Here is a 24,931-nt window from a genome sequence, read left to right as displayed (position 1 = left end):
CCGCCGTGCCCACTAGCGCAGATGGGCACGGCCGCTCAGGCCGCCTTCAGAGACTCCCGATGGACACCTGTTCCCTGACCGAGTTCGAACTGGCCGAGCAGCCGGTTCAGCGCATCGACCTCCGTTGCCAGCGTGTGGCTAGCGGCCGTCATCTCCTCAACCATCGCGGCATTTTTCTGCGTGTCCTGATCCATCTGGTTTACGGCGACGTTGATCTGCTGGAGGCCGGACGATTGTTCCTGCGCCGATTCCACGATCGCGGCGACGTGCTGGTTGATCTCCTGCACTTCGGCAACGATGACATCGAGCGCCTTGCCGGTATCGCCCACCAGATGCACGCCCTCTTCGACCTGCTGGTTCGACTTGGTGATCAGCGACTTGATTTCCTTTGCCGCAGCGGCGGAGCGTTGGGCAAGCTCCCGCACTTCCTGCGCCACCACGGCAAAACCCTTGCCCGCCTCCCCGGCACGTGCCGCTTCCACCCCCGCATTCAGCGCCAGCAAATTCGTCTGGAATGCGATCTCATCGATCACGCCGATGATGCTGGAAATCTCGTTCGACGATTTCTCGATCCGCTCCATCGCCATCACGGCCTGGCGCACGACCTCACCCGACCGTTCCGCACCGATGCGTGTGCGGGAAACCAGCCGGCCCGCCTCATGCGCACGGTTCGCGGCGTCTTTTACCGTTGTCGTAATCTCTTCAAGGGCCGCAGCGGTTTCTTCAACGGCCGCAGCCTGCTGCTCCGTCCGCCGCGCCAGATCATCGGACGCCGCCTTGATTTCATTGGCGCCGGCGTCGATGCCGGAAGCGTTTTCCGATACCCGCAGAAGCGCGTCCTGCAATTTCCCGGCCGAGCCGTTGAAATCGCCACGCACCGCGTCGAGCTGCTCGACAAAGGGATTGTCGATACGGCAGGACAGGTCGCCGTCAGCGAGCTTCGCCAGTGCATAAGCCAGGCTGTCGACGGCAAAGCGGATGCTGCCCGCCTCATCGGCGGCCCTGCGTTCCCGGGCCGCACGCTCCTCTTCACCAAGCGTGCGGTTGGTCTCGGCCTGCTGTTCCAGCGAGGCCTTCTGCCGATTGTTTTCGCGCAGAACATCGAGAGAGCGGGCAAGATCGCCGATTTCGTCCCTTGTCCCGATATCCTTCAATGTCAGATGAAGATTTCCCTGTGCAATCTTGGCGGTCTCATCGATGATGTTTGCGATACGCCCGATGAAACGCCGCGCGATGAACCATCCCGCCAGCGCCAGCAGTACGGTGGCCGTCACGATGGTCAAAGCGGCGTCACGCATCATGGCATGCAGCTGCGCAAACACCGTTTCTTCCGGCACCGAGATGATTGCGTACCATTTCATGTCCTGGGTAAGCATGACGGGCAAGGCGATGGCGAAGGATGCCGTTCCATCCTGTGCGGTGATCTCGCGCTCAGCACCGGGATTTGCAATCAGCTGGTCCCAGCCAGCGGTCTGCGCACCGCCATCCGCGAGGCTTTTTCCCATGATCGCCGCATCCGGATGACTGATGATCTTGCCGCCGCCACTGACGAGACTGACGAAACCCGTTCCCATAGGCCTCACCGCCGAAAGCGCCTTGCTTGTTTCATCGAGCGACAGGTCGAGGCCGGCAACCCCCTGAGGTTTGCCATCAACCATAACCGGCTTGGCGATCGAGGTAATCAGCACTTCCTTGCCGTCGATTGCATAGGAATAGGGCTCGACGACGACCGTTTTCTTCAGGGTGAAGGGCAATTGATAATAATCGCCCGGGCCTGCGGTGGCATAATCGGTCAAAGCGGTATTGCTTATTTTGCCGCCGCTGCGCACCCAATAGGGTATGTACCGGCCGGTCGCGTCATGCCCCTCCCTGTTGGCGAAATCCGCATCCTTGCCGTCAAACGCATTTGGCTCCCATCCGGTCCAGAGACCGAGCACATCGGGGTTGTTTGCCAGCATGTGATGAATGATCTGATCGGCCTTACCCCGGTCGGCATCGCCTGACTGCTTCATCGATTCCAGAACCGAGGCGAGGCTGTTGACGATATGGATCGTGCCGCCGATATTCTTTTCGGTCGCCAGGGCTTCGCTATGGGCGATCTGCCGCATACGCTCGAGACTGTTGGCCCTGGTATCCTCAATGGACCGATAAAACAGCACGGCCGAGGCCGCGATCGTCGCAAAGACGCCGCATGCGGCAACCGCAAAAATATTCCGACCCGTTGTCGATTTAAAAAGCATGTCCCATCCCCCAAAACTATGCTGCGACGGTGGCGCGAGTTACGGGTGCGTGCGCAACTGTTGGCGACCGGGCTGGAGGGTGAGCTTAAGAGGTTATGTTTAAAATTTACTTTCAATTCTGTTTTCCAAGCGCCATAAACAAACATCAATACTTTATAAAGTTGCAATATTGAAGTATATACAAACTATTGCGCGATATCCTCACTCCCTGCACAGATACTTTCGCTCTGCGCAGGGATGAGGCGAGCGATTGCGCTCTACCGACGCCGGAGACTATTGCGGTAACCGCAAAGCGCTCCAGAAGCCACGCAACTGCGCGGTCAATTCTGCATAGAGACCATAGCGCCGCCCATAATGCGAGACTTGCGCAGCATCCGGCCGGTAAGCATTCGCAACCCGTGTCATCGCCGCAACCGCCTCCTCATAATCAGGATAAAGCCCAATCGCCACGGCCGCGCCAATGGCCGCGCCGAGCGCGCCCGTCTCGCGGGCCTCCGCGACACGCAGCGGAATTTCCAGAACATCCGCCATGATCTGCGGCCAATGCTGGCTGCGGGAACCGCCGCCGGACATCACGGCGCTTTCCACCGGCAGCCCAGCTTCGCGCAGGACGCCGATATGGCGGCGATGTTCGAAACACACCCCTTCGAACAGGGCCCGCAACATGTGACCTTCGCCGTGCCATCCCGCTAGGCCGTAAAAGCCGCCGCGAAATTCCGCACCCAGCCGCGAGCCGAAAATGAACGGATGGAAGAACGGATCGTCGGCGCGCGGTGAGACGGAGCCAACCAATTCGTTGCAGCGCTCGAAGGCATGGTCGCCATGGTCGCCGCGAACACGGTGCACGTACCATTCGAGGTTGGCGGCGGAGGTGGCGCTGGATTCGATATTGACATAGCGGTCACGGCCGAAGGTGGTGACCATGAAGACATCGGGACTGATGACCGGCCTGTCCGCGAAAACCTGATTGATGCTCCAGGTGCCGGCGATGATGGACGCTTCCCCGGCATTGATGACCCCCGACCCCATGGCGCTGGAAACCACATCGAAGAAACCACCGATGACGGGCGTGCCTTCGGACAGCCCCGTCATCGCCGCAGCCTCGCCCGTCACATGGCCGACGATGTCAGCCGATTCCACGCGACGGGGGAAAAACGCGAACGCGTCCTCAAGATCGTAAAGTGACAGAAGCTCGCGGTCGAGCCGCGCTTCCGGCAAGGCAAGCAGCCCCGCGCCGCTGAGATCGGAAATATCATTGGCAAGGCACCCCGTCAGGCGAAAATTGACGAAATCCTTGCAGAACAGGACCGTACCGGTCCGGGCATAAAGATCAGGTGCATGTCGCTTCACCCAGGCCAGAAGGCTGGGTGTTTGCGCAGGCCATGGCCGTTGCAGGCAACGGGCCTGCAATTGCGTTCCGCTTTTCCGGTCAAGCTCGGCCGCCACATCGGCGGCACGGCTGTCGAGCGACTGGATGCCGATCAGAGGCTGCCGGTCCCTGTCCAGAAGGTAAAGACCATTGCCATGGCCGGCGCAGCCCACGGCCAGGATGCTGCGGGGATCGACGGACGATTTCACCAGAAGCTGGCGGATCGCCTCGCAGCCGTTCCGCCACAACTCCTCGAGATCGCGCTCGACATAGCCGGGCTGGGGGAATGTCGACTGTCCGTCGATAGCATGTTGCGCAACCTGCCGGCCTTCCGTGTCGAACAGCACGGCCTTGATGACCGTGTTCCCGACGTCGAGACCCAATATGTAATTTTTGTCAGCCACGATTATAGATATCCCATGCTTCCTCACCGCCCGCACCCTGATGGATGATGGCCATCAAAGCCGCAACGACGGCCTTGGGATTGTCGTGCTGGTAAATATTGCGCCCATAAACCATCCCGTTCGCACCTTCGGCCATAAGAGCCGCCGATTTCGTAAGCACGTTACGCAAGTCCTCACGCCCCCCGCCCCGCACCAGCACCGGGCACCGCGCGGCTTCGATCACCTTGTGAAAATCATGCGGATCGCTGGTCGGATCGGCCTTGATGATATCGGCTCCCATTTCCGAGGCAAGACGCACCAGCGTGACGATCTTTTCGGCGTCGCCATCCACCTGATAACCGCCGCGCACATCATTCGGCAGCATCACCAGCGGCTCGATCATCAGCGGCATGCCGAAACGATGGCAATCTGCCCGCACGCGGCTGATGTTTTCGACGCATTGACGAAACAGCTCCGGCTCATCCGGCAGCATGAACAGGTTCACGACGACGCAGGCGGCGTCCATTTCCAGCGCACCGATGATCGGGTCCTGATGGTTCTGGAGCTGCGACCACATGGTTCTGTGGCGCGTGGAATTGTAAGGGTTACCCATGTCGATACGCATGACGAGGGCCGGCTTGTCGCGCTCCGGCCTCTGCTGCAGCAGATCCGCCTGCCCATAGGCCATCTGGATGGCGTCGGGACGGGCCTCGACCAGCCTGTTCACGGTCTGCGCCATATCCTCCAGCCCGACGAGGAAGCTCGGCTCGTTGCAAACCCCGTGATCGATGGCCACATCCAGGCAACCGCCATTACGGAACAGCCGGTTCATGCGCGCCTTTTTCGAAATCCGCATCATCATACATTCTCCTTGCATCTGTGTTGAAGCATTGCCGGCGTGACCCCGTAAAAAGTCTCCAGCTCATGGATAAGCCGCTGCCGTTCCGCCGCCGCCTGGGTGGCCGGCCAGCCTAGCTCGCGGGCCGCAACGGCGAGGATCGCGTCGATCAGATCGGCATCGATGACGCCGGTGATGGCGAGCGTCGTGCGCCGCAGGACGAGATCGGTCAGGTGGCGCACGTGTTCGAAGCGGATCAGCCAGACCACCTCCGCGGCCGTGATCGGCGATTTTTCTGAAAGCCGCACATCATCCGCACGGTCCCGGCAAAAACCCATCAGATCGAAGGCACGGGAGCCGTAAGCCAGAGCCAGATGCTCCGCCCGGTCTCCGGCAATCGAAAACTCCTCCGACAGCAAGGCGGGCAGGCTGCTGGCGCCGGTGGGAAAATTCCTGCCGCCGCCGATCGGGCGGTCCATGGTGCCGGTCAGCCGTCTGCGGCCAAGAAAGGCCAGAACCTCGTCGGTCACCTGTTCGCCGAAAGCCCTGAAAGTGGTCCACTTGCCGCCGATCATGCAGAGCTGCGGCGGATCGCCCGCGACGCGGTGGATGAAATGGCTGCGGGAAATTCTTCCGGTAAAGGCGGCATCGCTGCGCGGCAGCGGACGTATGCCGCTGAAACTGAAAACAATGTCGGAATGGGTAATGGCAATCTGCGGAAAGACCTGCCGGATCGCGTCCAGAATATAATCCCGCTCCTCGGGCTCGCAGCGCACCCGCTCGGGGCGATCCACCTTGATATCGGTCGAGCCTGCGAGAACCCGGCCGAGATAGGGAAAGAGGATACAGACGCGATTATCGTCATTCTCGAAGAAGATCATATGGCCGTTCAGGGCCTTCAAAAGCGCCTCGTTGGCGATGATCAGATGCGATCCCTTGGTTCCGGAGACCGTCGGTTTTGCTGTCTCCGCCGCCGGGGGTGCAGCCAGTGCGCCAATCGTCTCGTCGATCCATGCGCCGGTCGCATTAACAATGATCCTTGGGCGGATGGGCAGGGCTTCATCCACGCCCTCCAGTCGAATACGATACTCGCCGCCGAGACGGACAAGCTCCGCATAGTTGAGCGCAATGCTTTGCGGCGCATCGGCACGGGTGTCGATCAGAAGCTCCAGAGCCAGCCGTTCGGGCTGGCTGATCCACGCATCGTAATAGGTGGCCGAATATCTGATCTCCGGCGCCAAATCCGGCCAATGCTGCAAAGTCCCGGGCGCACCGCGAAAGGCGTGACGGGGCAGGATACGGTTTTTGCGGGTGACGAAATCATAGAGCAACAGACCCGCCTTGATGGCGAGCGCGCCCCGGCTTGCGGGTTTTCCGCCGGAACCGGCAAAAGTTGCCGCCGCATTGAACAGGCCGCTGAAAGTCGAAAAGATCGGGATCGTGGTCGGCAGCGGATGAACCATATGCGGCGCGAGCCTGAGAAGCGCATCCCGCTCCCGCAAAGATTCTGCCACGAGGCCGAATTCACCGTTTTCGAGATAACGCAGGCCGCCATGGATCATGCGTGAGGGTGCTGCGCTGCAGCCTGAGGAGAAATCGTTGCGCTCCACCAGCAGCACACGCAGCCCCTGCAAGGCGAGATCGCGATAGGCGGCAATTCCGTTGATGCCGCCGCCGATAACGACGGCATCGAAATCACCATCGAGCCGGATACGGCGCAGAGCGTCCTCGCGAAAACTGGGCATAGAAGTACCGTTCGCTGGCGGATGACCAGCGTCCCAATGTTGTTGACCGTTTAAAGCGACGTGAGAGACGGGACGAAAATGATGCGCTGTTCGCCTGAAGTCCCGTCTCAGCCTACATAATCAGCTATCGAGCCCCACAAGATGCTCCGCGACACCGGCGCTGATGAGTGCCAGCTCATTCTGCGTGAGGCGGAGACGTGCCGCTGCGGCGTTTTCAACCGCCTGAGCCGGATCGCGCGCGCCGCACAGCGAGAATGTTATGCCCGGCTGGGCAATCGTCCAGGCGATCACCACCTGCGCGACCGACGCCCCGTGGGCGGCCGCCACCGGTTCCAGCACACCCATCAACCGCGCGATTTTCTGACGGTTCGCCTGGCTGAAGCGCGGATTGCCGTGGCGCTGGTCATCCTCCGCAAAGACCCGCTCAGGCCCGACCTTGCCCGAGAGGAGACCGAGCGCCAGCGACGAATAGCTGAGGACCGAGACATCATTCTTTCGGCAAAGCGGCAGCAGCGTCGTCCCGATGTCGCGCTTCACCATGGAATATTCTTCCTGAATGGCATCCAGCGCGCCGGTGGCGATATAGGCTTCGAGATCGCCGGGCGAGACGTTGCTTGCCCCGATGGAGCGGATCTTCCCCTCCTCTTTCAGCCGCACCAAAGCCCCGACCGTCTCGGCAACCGGCGTCGTGGCGTCCTGCCAATGGGTCACGTAATGATCGATATAGTCGGTTCCGAGCCGTTTCAGGCTCTCTTCGACCTCGTGCCGGATGGAAGCGGCGCCGAGGTAACGGTGAACGGGCTTGCCATCCTGATGGAAGAAATAGGCACCCTCATTCACATGCCAGACCAGCCCGCATTTGGTGACCAGCACTACCTTGTCGCGCCTGCCGGCAATTGCCTTGCCGACGATGGTTTCCGCAAGCCCCATGCCATAGGCCGGTGCGGTGTCGATGAGGGAAATGCCGGCATCGATGGAGGCCTGGATGGCGGCAATGGATTGCCGCTCGTCGGTGCCGCCCCACATCCAGCCGCCGATGGCCCAGGTGCCAAGCCCCACGGCGGATGCGTTAATGCCGCTTCTGCCAATCGTCCGGGTCAATATTGCATTGTCCGTCACGAGGTCTCCCCTCCTTCATGATCCAATAAATAGCCGGCTATCGCCTCGTCCACGACGAGCGAGGTCAGATAGCGGCCGGCAAGCGTGGCCGCCACCGGTCCGGCCTTGATGGCGCCTGCCGCCACACCGATGATATTCGGGCACCGGGCAAGCTGCCCGGGGTCCAGCGCCACCACGCGCGAGTTGAGATCGATGCGCGCCAGCTGTCCGTCCGCCATGGTGAGATGGGCGAGAAACTCGCCGGCAATGCCCGCATCCACCAGCGCCTGCCCGCCGCGGGCCGCATCCGGCAGAAGATCGTAATAGCCGGAGCCCGGAGCCTCCACGGAGCCGATGCCGACCAGCGCCACCTGCGCCTGCCGGGCCAGATCGAAGACCTCGCGTATCGATGCGACATTCATCAGCAGATCGCGCTGTTCCTCATCCTCGGCAAATAGCGGTGCATGAACGAGCGACGCGCTGCCGCCGAGTTTCTCCGCCAGTTGCGTGGCGAGATGATTGACATCCGTATAGTGCTTGCCCTGCACACCGCCGGTCAGCGGCACCACCCGCACATCGAAACGACGCTCCGCCTCCAGATTGTCGACAACGGCACTCACCGCCTTGCCGCCGGTAATCGCAATCACGTCACCGTCACGAATGGTCTCCAGCAAGTGGTTGGCGGCCACCCGACCCACCATCTGCAAGGCGGTTTCCGGATTATCGGAGACCGTCGGCGTCACTACCGACTGCCTGAGGCCGAAACGGCGGGTGATCTCGTTTTCGAGGTCCACCAGCCTCTGATAGGGGCTGGCGATGGTGATCTTCACCATGCCCGCCTTGCGGCCGGCCGCAATCATGCGGTTTACCTTGGTATGGGAAAGATTGAGCCGCTCGGCGATTTCCGACTGCTTCACACCCTCGATGAAATGCAGCACCAGGACGGAATACATCTGTCTCTGTTGATCGAAATCGTCCTTGATATCCAGCATGGTCGTCTTTCTCCAGTTACCCTCGGGCGAGCGAAGGGCGTTCAACGGCGGCGCCTGACCAGATAGTGGTCGAACAGGACCGCAGTCAGCAATATGCTGCCCCTGATGATGTCCTGCCAGTAGACAGACACATTGAGCAAGGCAAGCGAACTGGAAACCACCGAAAGAAGGATCGCCCCAAGGATCGCGCCGAGAATGGTGCCCGAGCCGCCCGAAAGGCTCGCGCCGCCGATGACCGCCGCCGCAATCACATTAAGTTCCATGCCGACGCCGAAGCTGGGCTGGGCAGAGCCGAAGCGGGCCATGTAGATAACGCCTGCAACACCGCACAACATCGAACAAAGCGTGGTGGTGGCAAACACCACCCGGCCGACGCGGATGCCGGAATAGGCCGCGGCCTTGGGATTGCTGCCGGTATAGAACACCTTGCGGAAGGCGGTCGTGCGCCGCAGCAGCAGATCGAAAGCAACAACCACCACCGCGAAGATGATCAGCACCAGCGGAATGCCGCCAAGCGCGCCCTGACCGATGAACTTGAATTCCGGCGGCAGGGAATAGAGGCCGAGCGGGCGCCCACCCGTCGCCAGCAGGCACACACCGCGCGCAATTACCATGACGCCCAGCGACACGATGAAATGATGCAGGCCGATCACCGTCGTCAGGAATCCCATGGCCATGCCGATCAAGGTCGTAAGGCAGATCGCCAGCCCCGCCGCCACCCATGGGTCGACGCCATTGAGGAATAGCCAGCCAGCCGCCACCATCGCAAGTGCGGTGACGGAGCCGACCGAAAGGTCGATACCGCCAGAGATCAGCAGGATCGTCATGCCCACCACGACGATGCTTTCGATGGCGAAGACCATGGCCATGGCCCGCAGATTGTCCACGGTCAGGAAATACGGAGATATGAAGGACATCACCGCAAAAAGCGCGAGGATGATGACGATCAGCCCGGTTTCCCGCGCCTTGAGCGCCGGCTCCCACCAGGCGGTGCGGCGAACCGCCGTCTCAGCTATGCCCGAAGGTGTTTCCGATGTTGCCATTTTCCCGCTCCCTCAGGCCCTTTCCGGGCTATGCACAATATTGATCGATGCGAGCTGCATAATCTTTTCCTCCGTCATGTCGTCGCCCTCGACCTCACCCGTAATCCGACCCTCGCGCACGACCAGCACGCGGTCGCTGACGCCGATAAGTTCCGGCAGTTCCGAAGATATGACGACCACACCGACCCCCTCACGCGCCAGTTCCCTGATCTGGCGATGGATTTCCGCCTTCGCCCCCACATCCACCCCGCGTGTCGGCTCGTCCAGAAAGATGACCTCCGGCTCCACCGACAGCATTTTCGCCAGCGCCACCTTCTGCTGGTTGCCGCCGCTCAGCGTCGATACCGCATCGCCGACGCTGTTCGCCCGAAGTTTCAGGCGGCGTCCCAGCTCATCGGCACGCTTCGTTTCCTTGCGCCGTTCGATGAAGCCCATGCCGTTCGATACCCTGCCGATATCGAGCGCGGAGACATTCGAGGCGATGGACATATTGAGGAAAAGCCCGTCCCCCTTGCGATCCTCGGACAGATAGACCAGCCCCTCGCGGATGCTGTCGCGATAATCCTTGAGTCTCAGCGGCCGGCCGCGCAGCGTAACCTCGCCTCTCGGCTTACCCTCCAGCCGGCAAACGGCGCGGGCGATCTCGCTTCTTCCCGCACCGATCAGCCCGGCAAGCCCCAGGATTTCGCCGCGGCGCAGATCGAAATTGACATCGAAAACCCGCTTTCCTTCATTCAGGCCCCGAACCGAGAGAATGACGTCCTCCGATTTTTCATCGTCCGAAAGTTTTGGCGGATAGAGCTTGTCGAGCACCCGTCCCACCATGCTGTTGACGACCTCCTCCGGGGAAATATCGGCAATATTCTCCGTCCTGATATGACAGCCGTCGCGCATGACCGTTATGCGGTCGCAATGTTCGAAAATCTCCGCCATACGATGCGAGATATAAACGATGGCAATGCCCCGTTCCGCCAGCCGGTGCATGATCCTGAAAAGGGTCTGGGCCTCGGTCTCGGTCAAAGCCGCCGTCGGCTCGTCGAGGATAAGGATGCGGCAATCGAGTGTCAGCGCCTTGGCGATTTCGACGATCTGCTGCTGCGAGATCGACAGGTCGCCGGCCCGGCGGGCGGGATCGATATCACCGATTTCCCGCAGCACAATTGCCGCCCGCTTTTCGAGATCGCGATAGTTCATGAACCATGATCGGCTTTGGCCCGTCTGCGACATAAACATGTTCTCGGCGACCGAAATCTCCGGGCAGAGGGCGATCTCCTGATGCACGAAACCGATGCCGAGCCGGTTCGCCGCATTGGGCGAGGATATCTTGACCGATTTGCCATCCAGCACGATTTCCCCGCCATCCGGCTGCAGAATACCGTCGATGATATGCATCAGTGTCGACTTGCCGGCGCCGTTTTCACCCGCCAGCGCATGGATTTCGCCGCGCCGCAACTCAAGCGCCGCATTGCGCAGCGCCCGCACGGGGCCGAACGCCTTGTGAATATTCGTCATGCTGAGGATGACCTCACCCATAACGCCCTCCCGAACCTGCTTCCCCTTGTGGCCGGCGAGGCGCAAACCTCGCCGGGTCCAGTGCGGCGCGTCAGCGCCCCTTCATATAATCGTTGAGATCGAAGGAAGCGGCGTTCGCCTTGGTGATGACCGCGAAACCATTGTCCATCGAAGGAACCTGCATCGGGTTGAAGCCGGAAACCTTGTAGTCGTTGAACGGGTCGATCAGGTCCGAATGGGCGCCCAGAAACGTGTTCATGAAACCCATGAAGCCCTGCACGCCCTGATTGGGATTGATGGACATGTAGATATTGCCCTGCTTGATATGTTCCAGCGTCGCGGGTGTGATATCCGCATGCAGGATCAGGACCTTCTTTTTGCCTCAAGAACGGCGGTGGTCGCGCCTTCAGCCGAACCGGCCTCGGGTATCCACAATGCTCCGAGATTTGGATTGGCCTGCAGCAGGGCGCCAACCGCCTGATAGGCGACATTCGCATCCTGATTGGTCGCCTGGCGGCCGACGAGCTTCATCTGCGGATAGGTGCGCCCCATATAGTCGATGAGGGCGGTGACGCGCAGATCGTGGTTGCTCTGTCCGGGATTTTCCAGAACGGCATATTCGCCTTTTTCGCCGAGTTTCTTGACGATTTCATCGGCCGCGAATTTCGCCTCGGCGACATTGTCCGAGGTGATGTAGGCGGTGCGCTTCGACTTCGGAGAATCCGCCGCAAAAGTCGTCACCGAAACGCCGGAGCCGATCGCCTTGTTGATCGGTTCAATAAATGGATCGGCCTGCATCGGGTGCAGCAGGATGCCCTTCGGCTTCTTCACCAGCTCCTGCTCGAAAGATGCGATCTGCTTGGTGATGTCGTATTCCGGGGTGCCGGTGAAAACGGCCTCGCAGCCGAGCGCCTTTGCGGCCTGCTTAAACCCCTCGAAGACCGGCACCCAATAGGGGTGGCTGGAAACCATGACGTTCATCACATAGGTCTCACCCGGCTCGCAGGCAAATTTGCCGGCAGCCGCGGTGGCCTGCGAACCGGCACCAGCGGCAATCGCCACGGCTAAAACACCCGCGGCAGCGGTCGATTTCAGAAAAGCCAACATATTCCCCTCCCAAGGACAATGACTTAGTCCGCAATAAATTTTATTCGATGTAATTTATTGCATGTGAATTGGGATAGCCGGAAACCGAGCAGCCGTCAATGCTGTTTGAATTTTATTTTATAGTGTGAAATTTATTTCGGTTGGTATGGTGAAGGAGCCTTCTGATTGGGGAGCTTGAACACAAACCGGGGCCGAAAGGCGCGGACGCGGTGACCGGCGCCTAATCGGCGCCGAGCAAATAGAGGATGAATTTATAGAGGACATAGGTGCCGACGACGGCGGGAAGAAAGTATATGAAGGGATGGATTATCGCCATATCGAACGCGCCCTTTCCGGATCGACTAAGTCGTTGCCAGCTGAATGAAGCGAATGGCATCACCGACAGTGGAAAGACTGTCTGCGGCAGCATCGGGAATTTCGATGCCAAATTCCTCTTCGATCTCCATGACGATCTGAACGACCTCAAGCGAATCAGCATTCAGATCTTCGGAAAAATCAGCTGTATCGACTATTTTATCATCAGCTATCCCGAGCTGTTCGCCGATGATTTTTGCCACCCGTTTTCTTATCTCGGATACTGCGGTGTCTGTCGGGACCGAAAAACTCACCATCTCGATTCCGACTTCCTGTTTTCCGTGCCGATGCCATCCGTCATCCATCGATAGAAGGCGAAAATGCCTGTCGCGAAGACAAAAAGGGATGTGAGGCTACCCAGGTTCGACATTGCTCTCTCATTTCTCCCCCCGATAAAATCTAAGCTCCGGAATGAGTGACCTGCAATGAAGATTTTGTAATTTATTGTTGCCCGTAACCGGCTTTTAGACCGCTCTCTGTCTCGGAACTTTTCCGGTTTTCATGAATTGTATCCGGCTCGCAGGCGCACTCCGGTGACATGGATGGCCATGTTTCATCCTGCCCTAAGCGAAATATCTGGGAAAGACTGTCTGCTGGTGAGGGCCCCCGCGGACGCTGGATTGCATGTGCCGGAACCAACACATCATCGTGGAGCACCTCACTCTTGACATCCCCTCGCAAACCTTGTTTATACGCATAAGCAGCTAATACGAATTAGCAGCCGCAGAAAACGAGGTTTCGATGGTTAGGCGTGTGACGCAACGGGACATTGCGATCTTCGCTGGGGTCAGCCAGGCAACGGTTTCGCTCGTGCTCAACGAAGCGAAATCCGCTGAAGGTCGCATTCCGCCTGAAACGCGGGAGCGTGTGCTGAAGGCCATTCGCGACACCGGTTATGTGGCGGACCCCATCGCGCGCAGCATGGTCAAGGGCGCCAACCGGATTCTGGGTGTTTTCACCTATCAGCCGGCTTTCCCGATTGCGCAGGCGGATTTCTACACGCCTTTCCTGATGGGGATAGAGGAGGAAGCGGAAAGGTTGAGCTACGATCTTCTGCTGATGACGGCTGCGGCGCGCGACGATAACGGCCGCAAGCGCATCTTCGGGGAAACAGGTCGGCTTCGACTGGCCGACGGATGCCTCATTCTGGGCAGCCAGTTCGATCGTGATGAGCTGGCCCAGCTGGTTGCCGGTGACTACCCTTACGTCGCAGTCGGCCGTCGTGACGATGCCGGCGGGCCCGTGCGTTATGTTGGCGCGGATTACGTGACAGCCACGCATGCTCTTGTCCGAGAAGCACTTACAGCTGGCCATCGCCGTTTCGCCTTTATCGGTGCGACGGGTCCGGCGGAATCCATCAGCGATCGCTGGCGTGGTTTTCTCGCCGCAATAGAGGGCGCGGCGGAGCTGGTCTATTCCCACGAAAGTGAAAATGGCGATCCGGCCGAGCAACTGGCTGCCGTTCGCGCCAGCGGAGCAAGCGTCGTTTTTTTTGCCGAGGTGGCAGAAGCGGTGGTCTTCGACAATCATGCCCGTGCCCAGGGGGTGAGCGTCCCCGCCGATCTTTCCATCGTGGTGCTGGGCAGCGGCACCCGCACGCATACGCTTCGGTTACAGCGCGTCTTCACCTCCTATGCCATCCCCCGCGAAGAAATGGGCAGGCAGGCGACTTCCATGCTGGTCGAGACCCTCACCAGCCCCCCGGCCCCATAAAGCAGATATTGCTGGGCTGCGACATCGTGGCGGGCGAAACGCTTGCCTCCCCAACTCGAGGCCCAACTCAAGGAAAGAGAACCTGACGTGAGAGAATACAATGCAGATATTCTTGTGGTTGGCGGCGGACTTGGCGGCGTGGCGGCGGCGCTGGGGGCCTTGCGCAACGGCCGCAGCGTTATCCTGACCGAAGCCTTCGAATGGATTGGCGGCCAGCTGACCAGCCAGGCCGTGCCGCCCGACGAACACAGCTGGGTGGAACAGTTCGGGATCACCGCCAGCTATCGCGCCCTGCGCACGGGTGTGCGGCAATATTACCGCGACCACTATCCGCTGACGGACGCCGCCCGGGCCGATCTGACGCTCAACCCCGGAGACGGTAATGTATCTCGCCTGTGCCACGAACCGCGCGTTTCGTTGGCAGTGATGGAAGCAATGCTTGCGCCTTACGCGGCGGGCGGCAAGCTGACCATCCTCAAGCCCTATGAGCCGATATCAGCGGAGGTCGACGGCGACACCGTGCGAGCCGTGACGCTGCGCCATTGCAATACCGGTGATCTCGTTTCCTGCTCGGCCCGCTACATCATCGACGCCACCGAACTGGGCGATCTGCTGCCACTGACAGCTACTGAATACGTCACGGGTTTCGAAGCCCAATCCGAAACCGGCGAACCGAGCGCGCCGGCGGAGGCGCAGCCGCACAATCAGCAGGCCGTCTCGATCTGCTTCGCCGTCGATCAGGTAGACGGCAATCATGTCATCGACAAACCCGCCCGGTACGATCACTGGCGTCAGGTTGCCCCCGAATTCTGGGGCGGCCCGCTATTGAGCTGGGACTCGCCCAATCCGCGGACACTGGAACGCAGCCGCCGGTTCTTCGATCCCAACCCGGTCGACAACGCAACACGCGACGTTGCCGACCAGCGCCACAGCGCAGGCGATATGAGCCTGTGGATATTCCGCCGCATTGCCGCCCGCCACACATTTCGGCCCGGCGCCTATGCCAGCGATATCTGCCTCGTGAACTGGCCGATGATCGATTATTTCGAGGCACCGATCATCGACGTTACCCCCGAACAATATGCCGAGCGGCTGGCCGATGCGGCAAGCCTTTCCTATTCCATGTTCTACTGGATGCAGACCGAGGCGCCCCGCCCGAATGGTGGTCAGGGTTTTCCGGGCCTGCGCCTGCGCGGCGACATTACCGGCACAGAGCATGGCCTGGCCATGGCGCCCTATATCCGTGAAAGCCGTCGCATTCGCGCCCTGACCACGGTGGTCGAACAGGATCTGTCGCTTGCCGTGCGCGGCGATCGCGGCGCGGTGCATTACCCTGACAGTATCGGTATCGGTATGTACCGCATCGATCTGCACCCCTCGACGGGCGGCGATAACTATATCGATGTCGGCGCCTGCCCTTTCGAAATCCCGCTCGGTGCCCTTATTCCCCGCCACAAAACGAACCTGCTGGCGGCATCCAAGAATATCGGCACGACGCATATCACCAATGGTTGTTACAGGCTGCATCCGGTCGAATGGAACATCGGCGAAGTGGCCGGCATGCTGGCCGCCTATTGCCTTGACAGGGGCGAGACCCCGCATGGCGTGCATGCCGATGAAAAGCGGCTGGCGGAGTTTCACACCCACATCGAACGCCAAGGGGTGGAGCGCCATTGGCCTGATATTCGCGGCTACTAGCCAAAACGTATAATCTGGGAGGATTATTCATGCGCAGGAGTATAGTAAAAATTGCATTGACCGGTTTTCTGGTCACATCCGGGCTGGTTTCGCCGGCTTTGTCGCAGGAATTGCGGATGGCCATCTGGAGCGCCAACGAAGCTCATCTGGCTCTGTTCAACGAGATCGCCGATGAGTTCGAGGCGAGCCACCCCGGCGTCAAGATTACGTACGATTCGCTTGCCTACGAAGGTTATGCCACCACCCTGACCACCCAGATCGCCGGCGGCAACCCTCCCGATCTGGCCTGGCTGTTCGACACCACTGCTCCTGACTTCATGGCGGCCGGGGCGCTTTATCCCCTCACCGAAACCTTTGCCAATACCGAAGGTTACGACATGGGCGACTTCCCCCGGCAACACTCACCGCCTGGTCTTACGAAGGTGTACAATATCTCTATCCCTTCTCGACATCGCCCTTCGGCGTTTTCGTCAACAACGACATGATCCGGGCTGCAGGCGCAAAGACACCCGCCGAGATGATCGCTGCCGGCGAATGGAACTGGGACAATGCCATTGCGACGGCGGCGAAAGTCGCGGCCACCGGCAAACAGGGATTGATCATCCGTGATTTCGAATACAAGGCCTGGGAAAACCTTGCCGAAGTCTATACCGGCTGGAATGCCTATCCCTGGTCGAAAGACACCAAGTCCTGCGCTTTTGCCAGCCCGGAGATGGTTGATGCGATGCGCTTCATCCACGATGCGATCTTCGTGAAGAAAGCCATGCCGGGACCTGGCGTTTCGGCCGATTTCTTTGCCGGAGATGCGGCAATGACGACCACCCAGATCAGCCGCGCAGCGCTGCTGCCGAAAGGCGACAAGGCCTTCGACTGGGATCTCGTGCCGTTGCCTACAGGACCTGCAGGTGACTATGCCGTAACAGGCCGGGCCGGCATTGGCGTCATGGCCAGCGGCAAAAACCCGAAGCTTGCGGCGGAATTCCTGGCGTTTTTCTCCTCCAAGCCTAATGTGGCCAAGCTCGCGCGGTTTTTTCCGCCGGCACGGCAGAGCCTGCTCACCGCCGATGTCCTCGCAGCCGCCAACCCATTGCTGTCGCGTAAACAGATAGAGGCCGTGGTCATTCGTGGCGTCGCCACCGGTCAATCAACGCAGCAGGTCCTCAATTTTGCCCGGCTGCAACAGACCGTTCGCGCTGGCCTTGACGGTCTCTGGCGTCCCGATGCCGACGTCACGGCTGTCCTGCAAGCGCTTTGCGGCCGTCTCGATCCGTTGCTGGCGGCCAATTGAGGCTTGGTAGTCATCCGATTTTTCGTGGATGTGAAAAGCAGAAGGAAGAAAAGCCATGACGCTTGCCCTCCAGACAGCGCAGACACAGGCCCGGCGCGGTTTCTGGACCATGGCGCGCCGTGACGCCGCCACCGGTTATCTGTTCATAGCGCCGCAACTCATCGGTATCGTTGTCTTCGTGCTCGTGCCGCTGGTGCTGGTCTTCTGGTATTCACTGCATGAATGGAACGTGCTGGCGGGATCGTTCCGGTTCACCGGCGTCACCAACTACCAGAAGCTGCTCAGCGACCCGGCCATGGGCGAAGTGCTGGTGGTGACCGCCGTGTTCTCCGCCGGGCTTGCCCTGCTCAATATGAGCCTGGCGCTGGGGCTTGCGTTGCTCCTGAACCAGAAGCTGGCCTTCATGACCGTGTTCCGTACACTGTTCTTTTCGCCTGTCGTGGTGTCACTGGTCGCCTGGACAATCGTCTGGAGTTTCCTTCTGCAGAACAATGGCGGCATCAACGGCCTCCTGCAAATGTTCGGCGTCGAGGGGCCCAACTGGCTGCGCCACCCAACAACCGCGATGATCTCGGTCATCGTGGTGCAGGCGCTCAAGAACCTTGGTCTCAACATGATCCTGTTTCTTGCCGCACTACAGGGCGTGCCGCGGGAACTGTTTGAAGCCGCGCGCGTCGACGGTGTGCCGCGCTTCAAGCAATTTTATCGCATCACCCTGCCGATGATCAGCCCGACGATCCTGCTCGCCTCCATCGTCACCATCGTCGGCGCGTTGCAGGTCTTTGCGCAGATCATGATCCTCACGCAGGGCGGGCCGGGCTTTTCCACGACGGTTCTCGTTTATTACCTCTATCAGCAGGCCTTCCAGTTCTACCTCTTCGGTTATGGCTCGACGCTCTCCATCATCCTGCTGGTCATTGTCGGCGCGCTCACCTTCATCCAATGGCACCTGCGCAGAAAGTTCGTATTCTATGAAAACTGAACTCAGCCCACGCGCGCAGACGCTGATCTATTTCATACTCTGCGTGCTGCTTGTCCCCTTCGTTTTTCCGACCTGGTGGATGGTCACGTCGTCGGTCAAACCCGTCAGCCAGATATTTGCCTTTCCACCGGATATCTGGCCGCGCGCCTTTGATTTTTCCTCCTATTCCGACGTTTTCAGAATACAGCCCTTCGCGCTGCAATACTGGAACTCGGCCTATATCGCGGCAATCGTCACCATCGGCACCATGGCAGTGGCGTCGATGGCCGGATATGCCTTTGCGCGTATCAGGTTCCCATTTGCCAACGCCATTTTCATGGTGGTGCTGGTGGGGTTGCTCATCCCATCGGAAGTGACGCTCGTTCCGCTGTTCCGGATGTTTCTCAAATGGGGCATGATCAACACACACTGGCCGCTGATCCTGGTACCGATCTTCGGTGCGCCGGCGGTCTTCGCCACCTTCATCATGCGCCAGTTCTTCATTTCCCTGCCGGTGGAACTGGAGGAAGCCGCGCGGGTCGATGGCCTCGGCCGGTTCAAGATATTCTGGACCATCGCCCTGCCGCTTGCCCGTCCAGCGCTGGCCGCCGTTGCGATCTTCACATTTCTCGGCAGCTGGAACCTCTATCTCGAACCCATCGTCTTTCTTTCCAGCCCCGATAAGTTCACCCTGCCGCAGGCACTGACACAATTTACCGACGCCTATGGTGGACCGATGTGGAACATCCAGCTTGCCGCCGCAACGATGACCGCCATTCCCGTACTCATCGTCTTCATCGTTGCGCAGAAACAATTCGTCGAAGGCCTCGCCCATACCGGGCTTAAAGGCTAATCGAAAGGCTGACCCATGGCACCCGTTACCCTTAGATCCGTCAAGAAAAGCTATGGCGCATTCGCCACCATCCATGGTGTCGATATCGATATTGCCGATGGCGAATTCGTTGTCCTCGTCGGCCCTTCGGGCTGCGGAAAATCCACCCTGCTGCGGATGATCGCAGGCCTTGAAACCGTGACCAGCGGCGATATCTCGATCAGCAGCCGTGTCGTCAACGAGATCGAGCCGAAAGACCGCGACATCGCCATGGTCTTTCAGAACTACGCGCTTTATCCGCACATGAGCGTCGCCAGGAACATGGCCTTCTCGCTCGAGCATCGCGGCGGCAGCAAGACCGAGATCGCCGAGCGGGTGAGCTGGGCAGCTGACATATTGGGGCTGACGCCATTGCTCGAACGGTTCCCCCGCCAGCTTTCCGGCGGCCAACGGCAGCGTGTCGCCATGGGCCGCGCAATCGTCCGCAATCCTCAGGTTTTTCTGTTCGACGAACCGCTCAGCAATCTCGATGCCAAACTGCGCGTGGTGATGCGCGGTGAAATCAAGGGGCTGCACCAGCGTCTGGGGGTCACGACCGTTTATGTCACGCATGACCAGGTGGAAGCCATGACCATGGCCGACAAGATCGTGGTGATGAATGCCGGGCGGGTCGAGCAATGCGGGGCGCCGCTCGAGCTTTATGACCGGCCCGCCAATCCCTTCGTCGCCGGCTTCATCGGTTCCCCGGCGATGAATTTCATCAAGGGACGGCTTACCGCCAGTGGCTTCGAGGCTGACGGCGTCGTCTTGCCCCTCCCGCCAGGCCCCGCCACAGGTGAAGCGATATACGGCATCCGCCCGGAACATTTCGAACTGGTCAACCATGGCCTCACCGCAAACGTTTTGCTGGTGGAACCAATGGGGTCGGAAACGCAGGTTACGATGATGCTCGGCAATCACCAGGTCGTCGGTGTCTTCCGCGAGCGTGTGCAGGCGCAGCCGGGCGCGACCATCCAGGTTCAGCCGGATCTGGCATCGATCCACCTGTTCGATGCCACGACCAGTCAACGCCTCTAGCGGACCGCTCGCCATGACACGCCATCGCAAACCGGGCCTGAAGAGGCACCGCTCCGACACCCCACCTCCCGGCATATTTTCACCATCCGAAATTGCATCCGATCCCTCTTGGGTTCCGGATATGGCTGCTTTGGGCGAACCGGCAATGACTGCGGAAACCTATATTGCCGCATATATTGCCGACGTCGATGCATGGTGGTGGTCAACGAACCAGCATCACGAGCCAGCAGATCTGGCGTTAAAACGCACCCTCGCCATTATCGCGAGAGCAAAGATGCCCGATCACGAACGGGCTCTCGGCCAATTGGGCGTCGACCCGTTGGAGAACATGATGTCCGATGAGCTGCTCGATCTTTTGAGAGCCTGGATGCCGTTCACGCCCGCAATGTGCTACGCGCTTGGCTGCGTGCGGATGGAATTCGAACCGCCCGAGCTGCAACACCGCCTGAATGCAATGGTAGCGGAATCGCGACGCAATACAGAATTCAATGATTAAAAATCACTGCCCACAGAAGCCATGTGGCGTTGAACTTGGGATAGACAGTACAAAATCGGCATGTCAGGTGTTGAATACGCCGTAACCGGAGGGCATTCAAATTCACACGAACGTAACGCGCCGCAATATCGGTCCGGTCCCTCTCCTCTTTCTCGCTGCCGGGCTGATATTCCAGGCAACGATGGCAACCGGCCCGGCTCAGGCGGCGGAGAGCGTGACCGTTCCCCCTTATGAACCCGCCATCGGGGCTGAGAGCCATTATCGCGTTCAAAAGACGACCGAGACCGACATGTCGCTCTGGCTCGACAAACCGGAAGCATCGTCCGTTGTCATGCGTGGCGATTTCCGTCAATCGGCAACGGTGCTGTCGCGAAACGACGAGGGGATGCGGGTGAAATGGAGGCTTTCCGCCGACCTTCCCCGGACGCAACAGGCACTGCGGATTCCTATGCGATGAACGCCATGTTTCGCAATTCGCTCGCCGCTTATGGTGTTGAGGAGCTGGAATTCGAGGCGGATCCTAGCGGTACTCCGACGACGCTTGTCGGCGCCGATCAGATCATCGCCAATATGGAAATGCTCCTGTCCACGTCCGCGTCGGATAACACGGCCTCCCGCATGCTCCAGGCCGTTAAAGGTAATCCTCTTGTCGTCATCAACGTGCTCGCGCCGGAAAGCATGATCCTTGCACTCGGGCAATCCTCCGAAGCTTTCACGACAGATATCGGACAGGAATGGACGGTTGCGGGGAGCGAAGAACTGAAAGGGGTGCTCGTTCCGACAAGCACCGTCTGGAAACTCGAAGCCGCCGACAAGGCCCGGCAAACAGCCACGTTCAGCGCGAAGGTCACCTACGATCCGGCTGCCCTGCTGCAATCCCAGCAATCTTCGATCGATGGCATGATCGCAAGCTTCGCAGATCGGGCGAAGCAACTGACCGATGCGCAGCTGGCGCAGGCCAGAAGCGCCGGCAAGTCGCGGACCGTGACCTACGTGAATTCGACACGCGACGGCTCGACAATCGAAGTGCTGGAAAACACGGTCGCAAGTGTTGGCGGCATGAAGGTCACCGTGGCTACGCATATCTGGCGAGAGGACCAGCCACCGGTCCTGCCCGCGCCGCATGCATGGACTGCCGAGACCCTGTCTGGCCAACGCGTTGAGCCGCTACCCGAAAACAATAGGCAGGCTTCAATCGATCTGAACCAGTACCGCGCGAAGACCAATGCCGATACCGCTTCCTCTCCCGACCAGAATGAGGGTGGCAAAACTGCTGCCGACAGCAGCGGGAACATTGCACCGATTTCACTCAAGGTCGCAAAGGTGAAAACCTCGGTCGATCCCGCTGCCGGACCTGCGGTGGAAATTGCGTTGACACCGGAAAGCGCCAAGGTCTTCGAGGATTTCACCCGCACGGCTCTCGGGAAGAAGACCCAGTTGCTGGTTGATGGCGACGTGGTCTTCGAGCCGGTCGTGAGAGAGCCGATTATGGGGGGCAGCGTCACCATCAGTGGCCTTGATTCTGCGCAAGCTCTGGCCGTCGAACGGAAATTGTCGTCTTCCGAGGCCACGATCATTGTGCGGTTGGCGCCATAATCCCGCAAAGAGGGGAATCGCGATCGCTGCTGGTCGCCAAGGGACGCGAACAAAGAAATAACCCGGGAACGATCCGTATCCCTTCAAGACTCTCGTAATGCTAGGTACGAACCAAGGTCTCCGGCGGTGCTCATCATTTGGCGGATGCGCTCAATCAATTCATCAAGAACAGCAATTCTCTGCGCACCGATTGGCCGTATCGCGTAGTAGGACACTTCGATCTTCGGTTCGAATGGTATCGCCACCACTTCGGCACCGGCAGAGCGCAGGCTGGTATGATTCCCTATACCCGCGCGCTGTTGTCGGCAGTACCACAGCTTGGCTCGATGACCGGCAAGGATCGTCCGTTGCGGTTCCCGCAGGTGGACATGGCAACCGGGGAAATCCAGCCAGTCAAGCCGACCGAGAATACGGTCAAGCGCGATCACCCACCGATCCTCAAGGTCGACAACCTGATTACGCGCTTTCCGATAAGGAAGGGCTTCTTGCGCAAGACCATCGGCTGCATCCACGCGGTCGAAGGCGTATCGCTGGAACTGCGTCAGGGGAAACCCTGTCGCTGGTCGGCGAATCCGGTTGCGGTCGAGATCAAAAGCCCGTTCCGCGCCGCCGATTATGTGCCGCCGAAGCGGACTTACGAAGAAGCCGGCGAAGGTCACTTCGTTCAGATCGCTTAAGGAAACCGCGTCATGATCATCACCTTCGTCGACGTACAGGACACAACGGCAGCCGGCAATTGTTTCGTCGGCGTGCTGCCTCAGGATTGGACTGCGGCTTGCCGCTGGAAGGCGGCGATGCGGCGGGCGTCGATCGCTGCGGCGCTGACATGCTCACGAAAAGGCAGTCAGAGCAGTATTCCCGAGCGGCGGGCTACGGATTCGGTCGAAAACAGGTGCAACTAGCCCGGCCGCATGACATTGCCGCTCTTTTTCAAGTGGTTCAGGGCCAGAGAAGGCCTGCCGCGGCCGTGCGATAATCTATGGTGCCGCTTCCACCGAAAAAGCAGATTTGATGAGTGTTTCAGTATATTCAGCCGTCGGACTGCTGAATATGGTATCCGTTTCTCCTTCCTCCACAATCTTCCCGTTTCTCATGACGATGACGTAGTCCGAAATCGCCTTGATGACAGAAAGGTCGTGACTAATGAAGATGTAAGAAAGGCCATGCGTCTTCTGCAAATCACGCAGCAGGTCGATAACCTGTCCCTGAACGGATCGGTCCAGTGCGGATGTCGGTTCGTCGAGAATGACGACATCCGGTTTGAGGATGATCGCGCGGGCGATTGCGATACGCTGACGTTGTCCGCCCGAGAACTCGTGAGGGTAACGGTTGCGAGCGGCGGGATCGAGACCGACTTCTTTCAGCGCTTCTATTGCCCGCTTGTCCCGTTCCGCTCGGCTCAGTCGTTGCTCATGCACAAACAGGCCTTCCGTGATGATCTCTCCGACCGTCTGTCTTGGCGAAAGCGAGCCATAGGGGTCCTGGAACACAAGCTGCAGACGCCGCCGCAATGGCCGCATTGCCTTCCGATCAAGTCCGGTAATTTCCCTCCCGTCGAAGAAAATGCGGCCATCTGCCACAATTAGACGCAGAAGCGCACGACCGAGCGTGGACTTGCCTGATCCGGATTCACCGACGATGCCTATGGTCTGTCCCTGGTGAAGGTTGACATTGACGCCGTCGACGGCTCGAAACCTGCGAGACTTCGACAAAAAGCCACCAGGAATTGTATAATCGATCGTCACGCCCTGGCCGGAGAGGACGACCGGCGCCTCTGCACTAATGGCCGGCTTGTGCCCGCTGGGTTCGGCATCGAGAAGCATCCTGGTGTAATCCGCCTGCGGGCGATCGAAGATATCTTCCGTCGTGCCGGACTCGACAATCTCCCCACGGCGCATGACGGCCACACGATTGGCAAAATGGCGGACCACGCCGAGATCATGCGTGATCAGGACGATGGCCATGCCGAAGCGTTGTTGCAACGACTTCAGAAGGTCGAGGATCTGCGCCTGGATCGTCACGTCAAGCGCAGTGGTCGGCTCATCCGCAATCAGAATATCCGGTTCATTCGCGAGAGCCATGGCGATCATGACGCGCTGGCGCTGGCCACCGGAAAGTTCGTGGGGATAGCTGTCTATGCGCCGCTCCGGATCGGGAATTCCCACAAGCTTCAGCAGTTCGAGAACGCGGGCGCGCGCCTCTTTTCTGCTGCCACCCCTGTGGTGGAGGATCGGTTCGGCGATTTGCGCGCCGATCCTGTAGAGAGGATCGAGCGAGGTCATCGGCTCCTGGAAAATCATGGTGATTTTCGCACCCCGGATATTGTTCAGCTCGCCGACCGGCAGACCGATCAGCTCGCGTCCGCGATATTTTGCCGAGCCCTCAACAACGCCGTTGGATGCAAGCAGCCCCATGATGCCCATCATGGTCTGGCTTTTGCCGGAACCGGATTCTCCAACGACGGCAAGCGTTTCGCCCTGCTTGACGTCAAGATCGATACCCTTGACGGCTTTCACCGTGCCGTCCGGCGTTGTGAAATCAACCTTGAGATTACGGACGGTGAGGATGGTTTCAGATGTCGTATTCATG

General features: G+C 59.6%; 19 protein-coding genes and 3 pseudogenes. 11 read left to right on the top strand and 11 right to left on the bottom strand.

The features are described 5' to 3' along the window. Positions 1–35: 35 nt before the first annotated feature. The 10 genes and pseudogenes from O3W47_RS05135 to O3W47_RS05090 form a co-directional block, all read right to left on the bottom strand. Positions 36–2,240 (bottom strand): methyl-accepting chemotaxis protein, encoded by a 2,205-nt coding sequence (locus O3W47_RS05135; RefSeq protein WP_269313138.1) that lies wholly within the window; start codon positions 2,238–2,240, stop codon positions 36–38. A gap of 273 nt (positions 2,241–2,513) precedes the next feature. Further along, the gene (locus tag O3W47_RS05130; RefSeq protein ID WP_167857045.1) at positions 2,514–4,013 is read right to left on the bottom strand and encodes an FGGY-family carbohydrate kinase; all 1,500 of its coding nucleotides are present in this window, start codon (positions 4,011–4,013) and stop codon (positions 2,514–2,516) included. Then, on the bottom strand, positions 4,006–4,848 hold the full coding sequence (locus O3W47_RS05125) for a class I fructose-bisphosphate aldolase (RefSeq protein ID WP_269313715.1): 843 nt from the start codon (positions 4,846–4,848) through the stop codon (positions 4,006–4,008). Before O3W47_RS05125 ends, O3W47_RS05130 begins: the two co-directional genes overlap by 8 nt. Before the next feature lie 2 nt (positions 4,849–4,850). Further along, positions 4,851–6,575 carry a glycerol-3-phosphate dehydrogenase/oxidase gene (locus O3W47_RS05120; RefSeq protein WP_174022893.1) on the bottom strand — a complete coding sequence of 575 codons (1,725 nt, stop codon included), beginning with the start codon at positions 6,573–6,575 and terminating at the stop codon, positions 4,851–4,853. A 120-nt stretch (positions 6,576–6,695) separates the two neighbouring features. After that, on the bottom strand, positions 6,696–7,694 hold the full coding sequence (locus tag O3W47_RS05115) for an aldo/keto reductase (RefSeq protein WP_269313137.1): 999 nt from the start codon (positions 7,692–7,694) through the stop codon (positions 6,696–6,698). Next, on the bottom strand, positions 7,691–8,665 hold the full coding sequence (locus tag O3W47_RS05110; protein WP_162936886.1) for a sugar-binding transcriptional regulator: 975 nt from the start codon (positions 8,663–8,665) through the stop codon (positions 7,691–7,693). The genes O3W47_RS05115 and O3W47_RS05110 overlap by 4 nt, the downstream gene beginning before the upstream one ends. A gap of 41 nt (positions 8,666–8,706) precedes the next feature. After that, on the bottom strand, positions 8,707–9,708 hold the full coding sequence (locus tag O3W47_RS05105) for an ABC transporter permease (protein WP_035264951.1): 1,002 nt from the start codon (positions 9,706–9,708) through the stop codon (positions 8,707–8,709). Positions 9,709–9,720: 12 nt separating this feature from the next. After that, positions 9,721–11,241: a sugar ABC transporter ATP-binding protein gene (locus tag O3W47_RS05100; protein WP_269313136.1), complete on the bottom strand. Its 1,521-nt coding sequence runs from the start codon at positions 11,239–11,241 to the stop codon at positions 9,721–9,723. Between the two features lie 70 nt (positions 11,242–11,311). Continuing rightward, positions 11,312–12,327 (bottom strand): annotated as a pseudogene (locus O3W47_RS05095) (substrate-binding domain-containing protein). A 341-nt stretch (positions 12,328–12,668) separates the two neighbouring features. Beyond that, the gene (locus O3W47_RS05090; RefSeq protein ID WP_127755442.1) at positions 12,669–12,938 is read right to left on the bottom strand and encodes an acyl carrier protein; all 270 of its coding nucleotides are present in this window, start codon (positions 12,936–12,938) and stop codon (positions 12,669–12,671) included. A gap of 484 nt (positions 12,939–13,422) precedes the next feature. Here O3W47_RS05090 and O3W47_RS05085 point away from each other — a divergent pair, with 484 nt between their 5' ends. The 11 genes and pseudogenes from O3W47_RS05085 (at position 13,423) to O3W47_RS05035 (ending at position 23,244) form a co-directional block, all read left to right on the top strand. Continuing rightward, the gene (locus tag O3W47_RS05085) at positions 13,423–14,394 is read left to right on the top strand and encodes a LacI family DNA-binding transcriptional regulator (RefSeq protein WP_269313135.1); all 972 of its coding nucleotides are present in this window, start codon (positions 13,423–13,425) and stop codon (positions 14,392–14,394) included. An 87-nt stretch (positions 14,395–14,481) separates the two neighbouring features. After that, positions 14,482–16,092, top strand: a complete 1,611-nt coding sequence (locus tag O3W47_RS05080) for an FAD-dependent oxidoreductase (RefSeq protein WP_269313134.1) — start codon at positions 14,482–14,484, stop codon at positions 16,090–16,092. A gap of 29 nt (positions 16,093–16,121) precedes the next feature. Then, positions 16,122–17,380, top strand: a pseudogene (locus O3W47_RS05075) (ABC transporter substrate-binding protein). A 55-nt stretch (positions 17,381–17,435) separates the two neighbouring features. Further along, entirely contained in the window at positions 17,436–18,362 is a 927-nt protein-coding gene (locus O3W47_RS05070) for a carbohydrate ABC transporter permease (protein WP_135396943.1), read from the top strand. Continuing rightward, positions 18,352–19,194 carry a carbohydrate ABC transporter permease gene (locus O3W47_RS05065; RefSeq protein ID WP_080813145.1) on the top strand — a complete coding sequence of 281 codons (843 nt, stop codon included), beginning with the start codon at positions 18,352–18,354 and terminating at the stop codon, positions 19,192–19,194. The genes O3W47_RS05070 and O3W47_RS05065 overlap by 11 nt, the downstream gene beginning before the upstream one ends. A 15-nt stretch (positions 19,195–19,209) precedes the next feature. Continuing rightward, positions 19,210–20,250 (top strand): ABC transporter ATP-binding protein, encoded by a 1,041-nt coding sequence (locus O3W47_RS05060; RefSeq protein WP_137453526.1) that lies wholly within the window; start codon positions 19,210–19,212, stop codon positions 20,248–20,250. Positions 20,251–20,263: 13 nt separating this feature from the next. After that, entirely contained in the window at positions 20,264–20,746 is a 483-nt protein-coding gene (locus O3W47_RS05055; RefSeq protein ID WP_137453525.1) for a hypothetical protein, read from the top strand. A 214-nt stretch (positions 20,747–20,960) separates the two neighbouring features. Next, positions 20,961–21,203: a hypothetical protein gene (locus O3W47_RS05050; RefSeq protein WP_269313133.1), complete on the top strand. Its 243-nt coding sequence runs from the start codon at positions 20,961–20,963 to the stop codon at positions 21,201–21,203. Continuing rightward, positions 21,200–22,342: a SecDF P1 head subdomain-containing protein gene (locus tag O3W47_RS05045; RefSeq protein ID WP_269313132.1), complete on the top strand. Its 1,143-nt coding sequence runs from the start codon at positions 21,200–21,202 to the stop codon at positions 22,340–22,342. Before O3W47_RS05050 ends, O3W47_RS05045 begins: the two co-directional genes overlap by 4 nt. A gap of 281 nt (positions 22,343–22,623) precedes the next feature. Beyond that, a pseudogene (locus O3W47_RS05040) lies at positions 22,624–22,928 on the top strand (glutathione ABC transporter ATP-binding protein GsiA); the annotation flags it as partial. A 103-nt stretch (positions 22,929–23,031) separates the two neighbouring features. Then, positions 23,032–23,244 carry a PfkB family carbohydrate kinase gene (locus O3W47_RS05035; protein ID WP_269313714.1) on the top strand — a complete coding sequence of 71 codons (213 nt, stop codon included), beginning with the start codon at positions 23,032–23,034 and terminating at the stop codon, positions 23,242–23,244. Between the two features lie 75 nt (positions 23,245–23,319). On the opposite strand, the gene O3W47_RS05030 is transcribed toward O3W47_RS05035, so the two are convergent. Beyond that, positions 23,320–24,930: an ABC transporter ATP-binding protein gene (locus O3W47_RS05030; RefSeq protein WP_162936888.1), complete on the bottom strand. Its 1,611-nt coding sequence runs from the start codon at positions 24,928–24,930 to the stop codon at positions 23,320–23,322. Position 24,931 lies beyond the last annotated feature (1 nt).

Source organism: Agrobacterium sp. LMR679 (assembly GCF_027157905.1).
GTDB classification, from domain to species: Bacteria; Pseudomonadota; Alphaproteobacteria; order Rhizobiales; family Rhizobiaceae; genus Agrobacterium; species Agrobacterium leguminum.
This window is presented reverse-complemented; position numbering and strand designations above follow the sequence as displayed.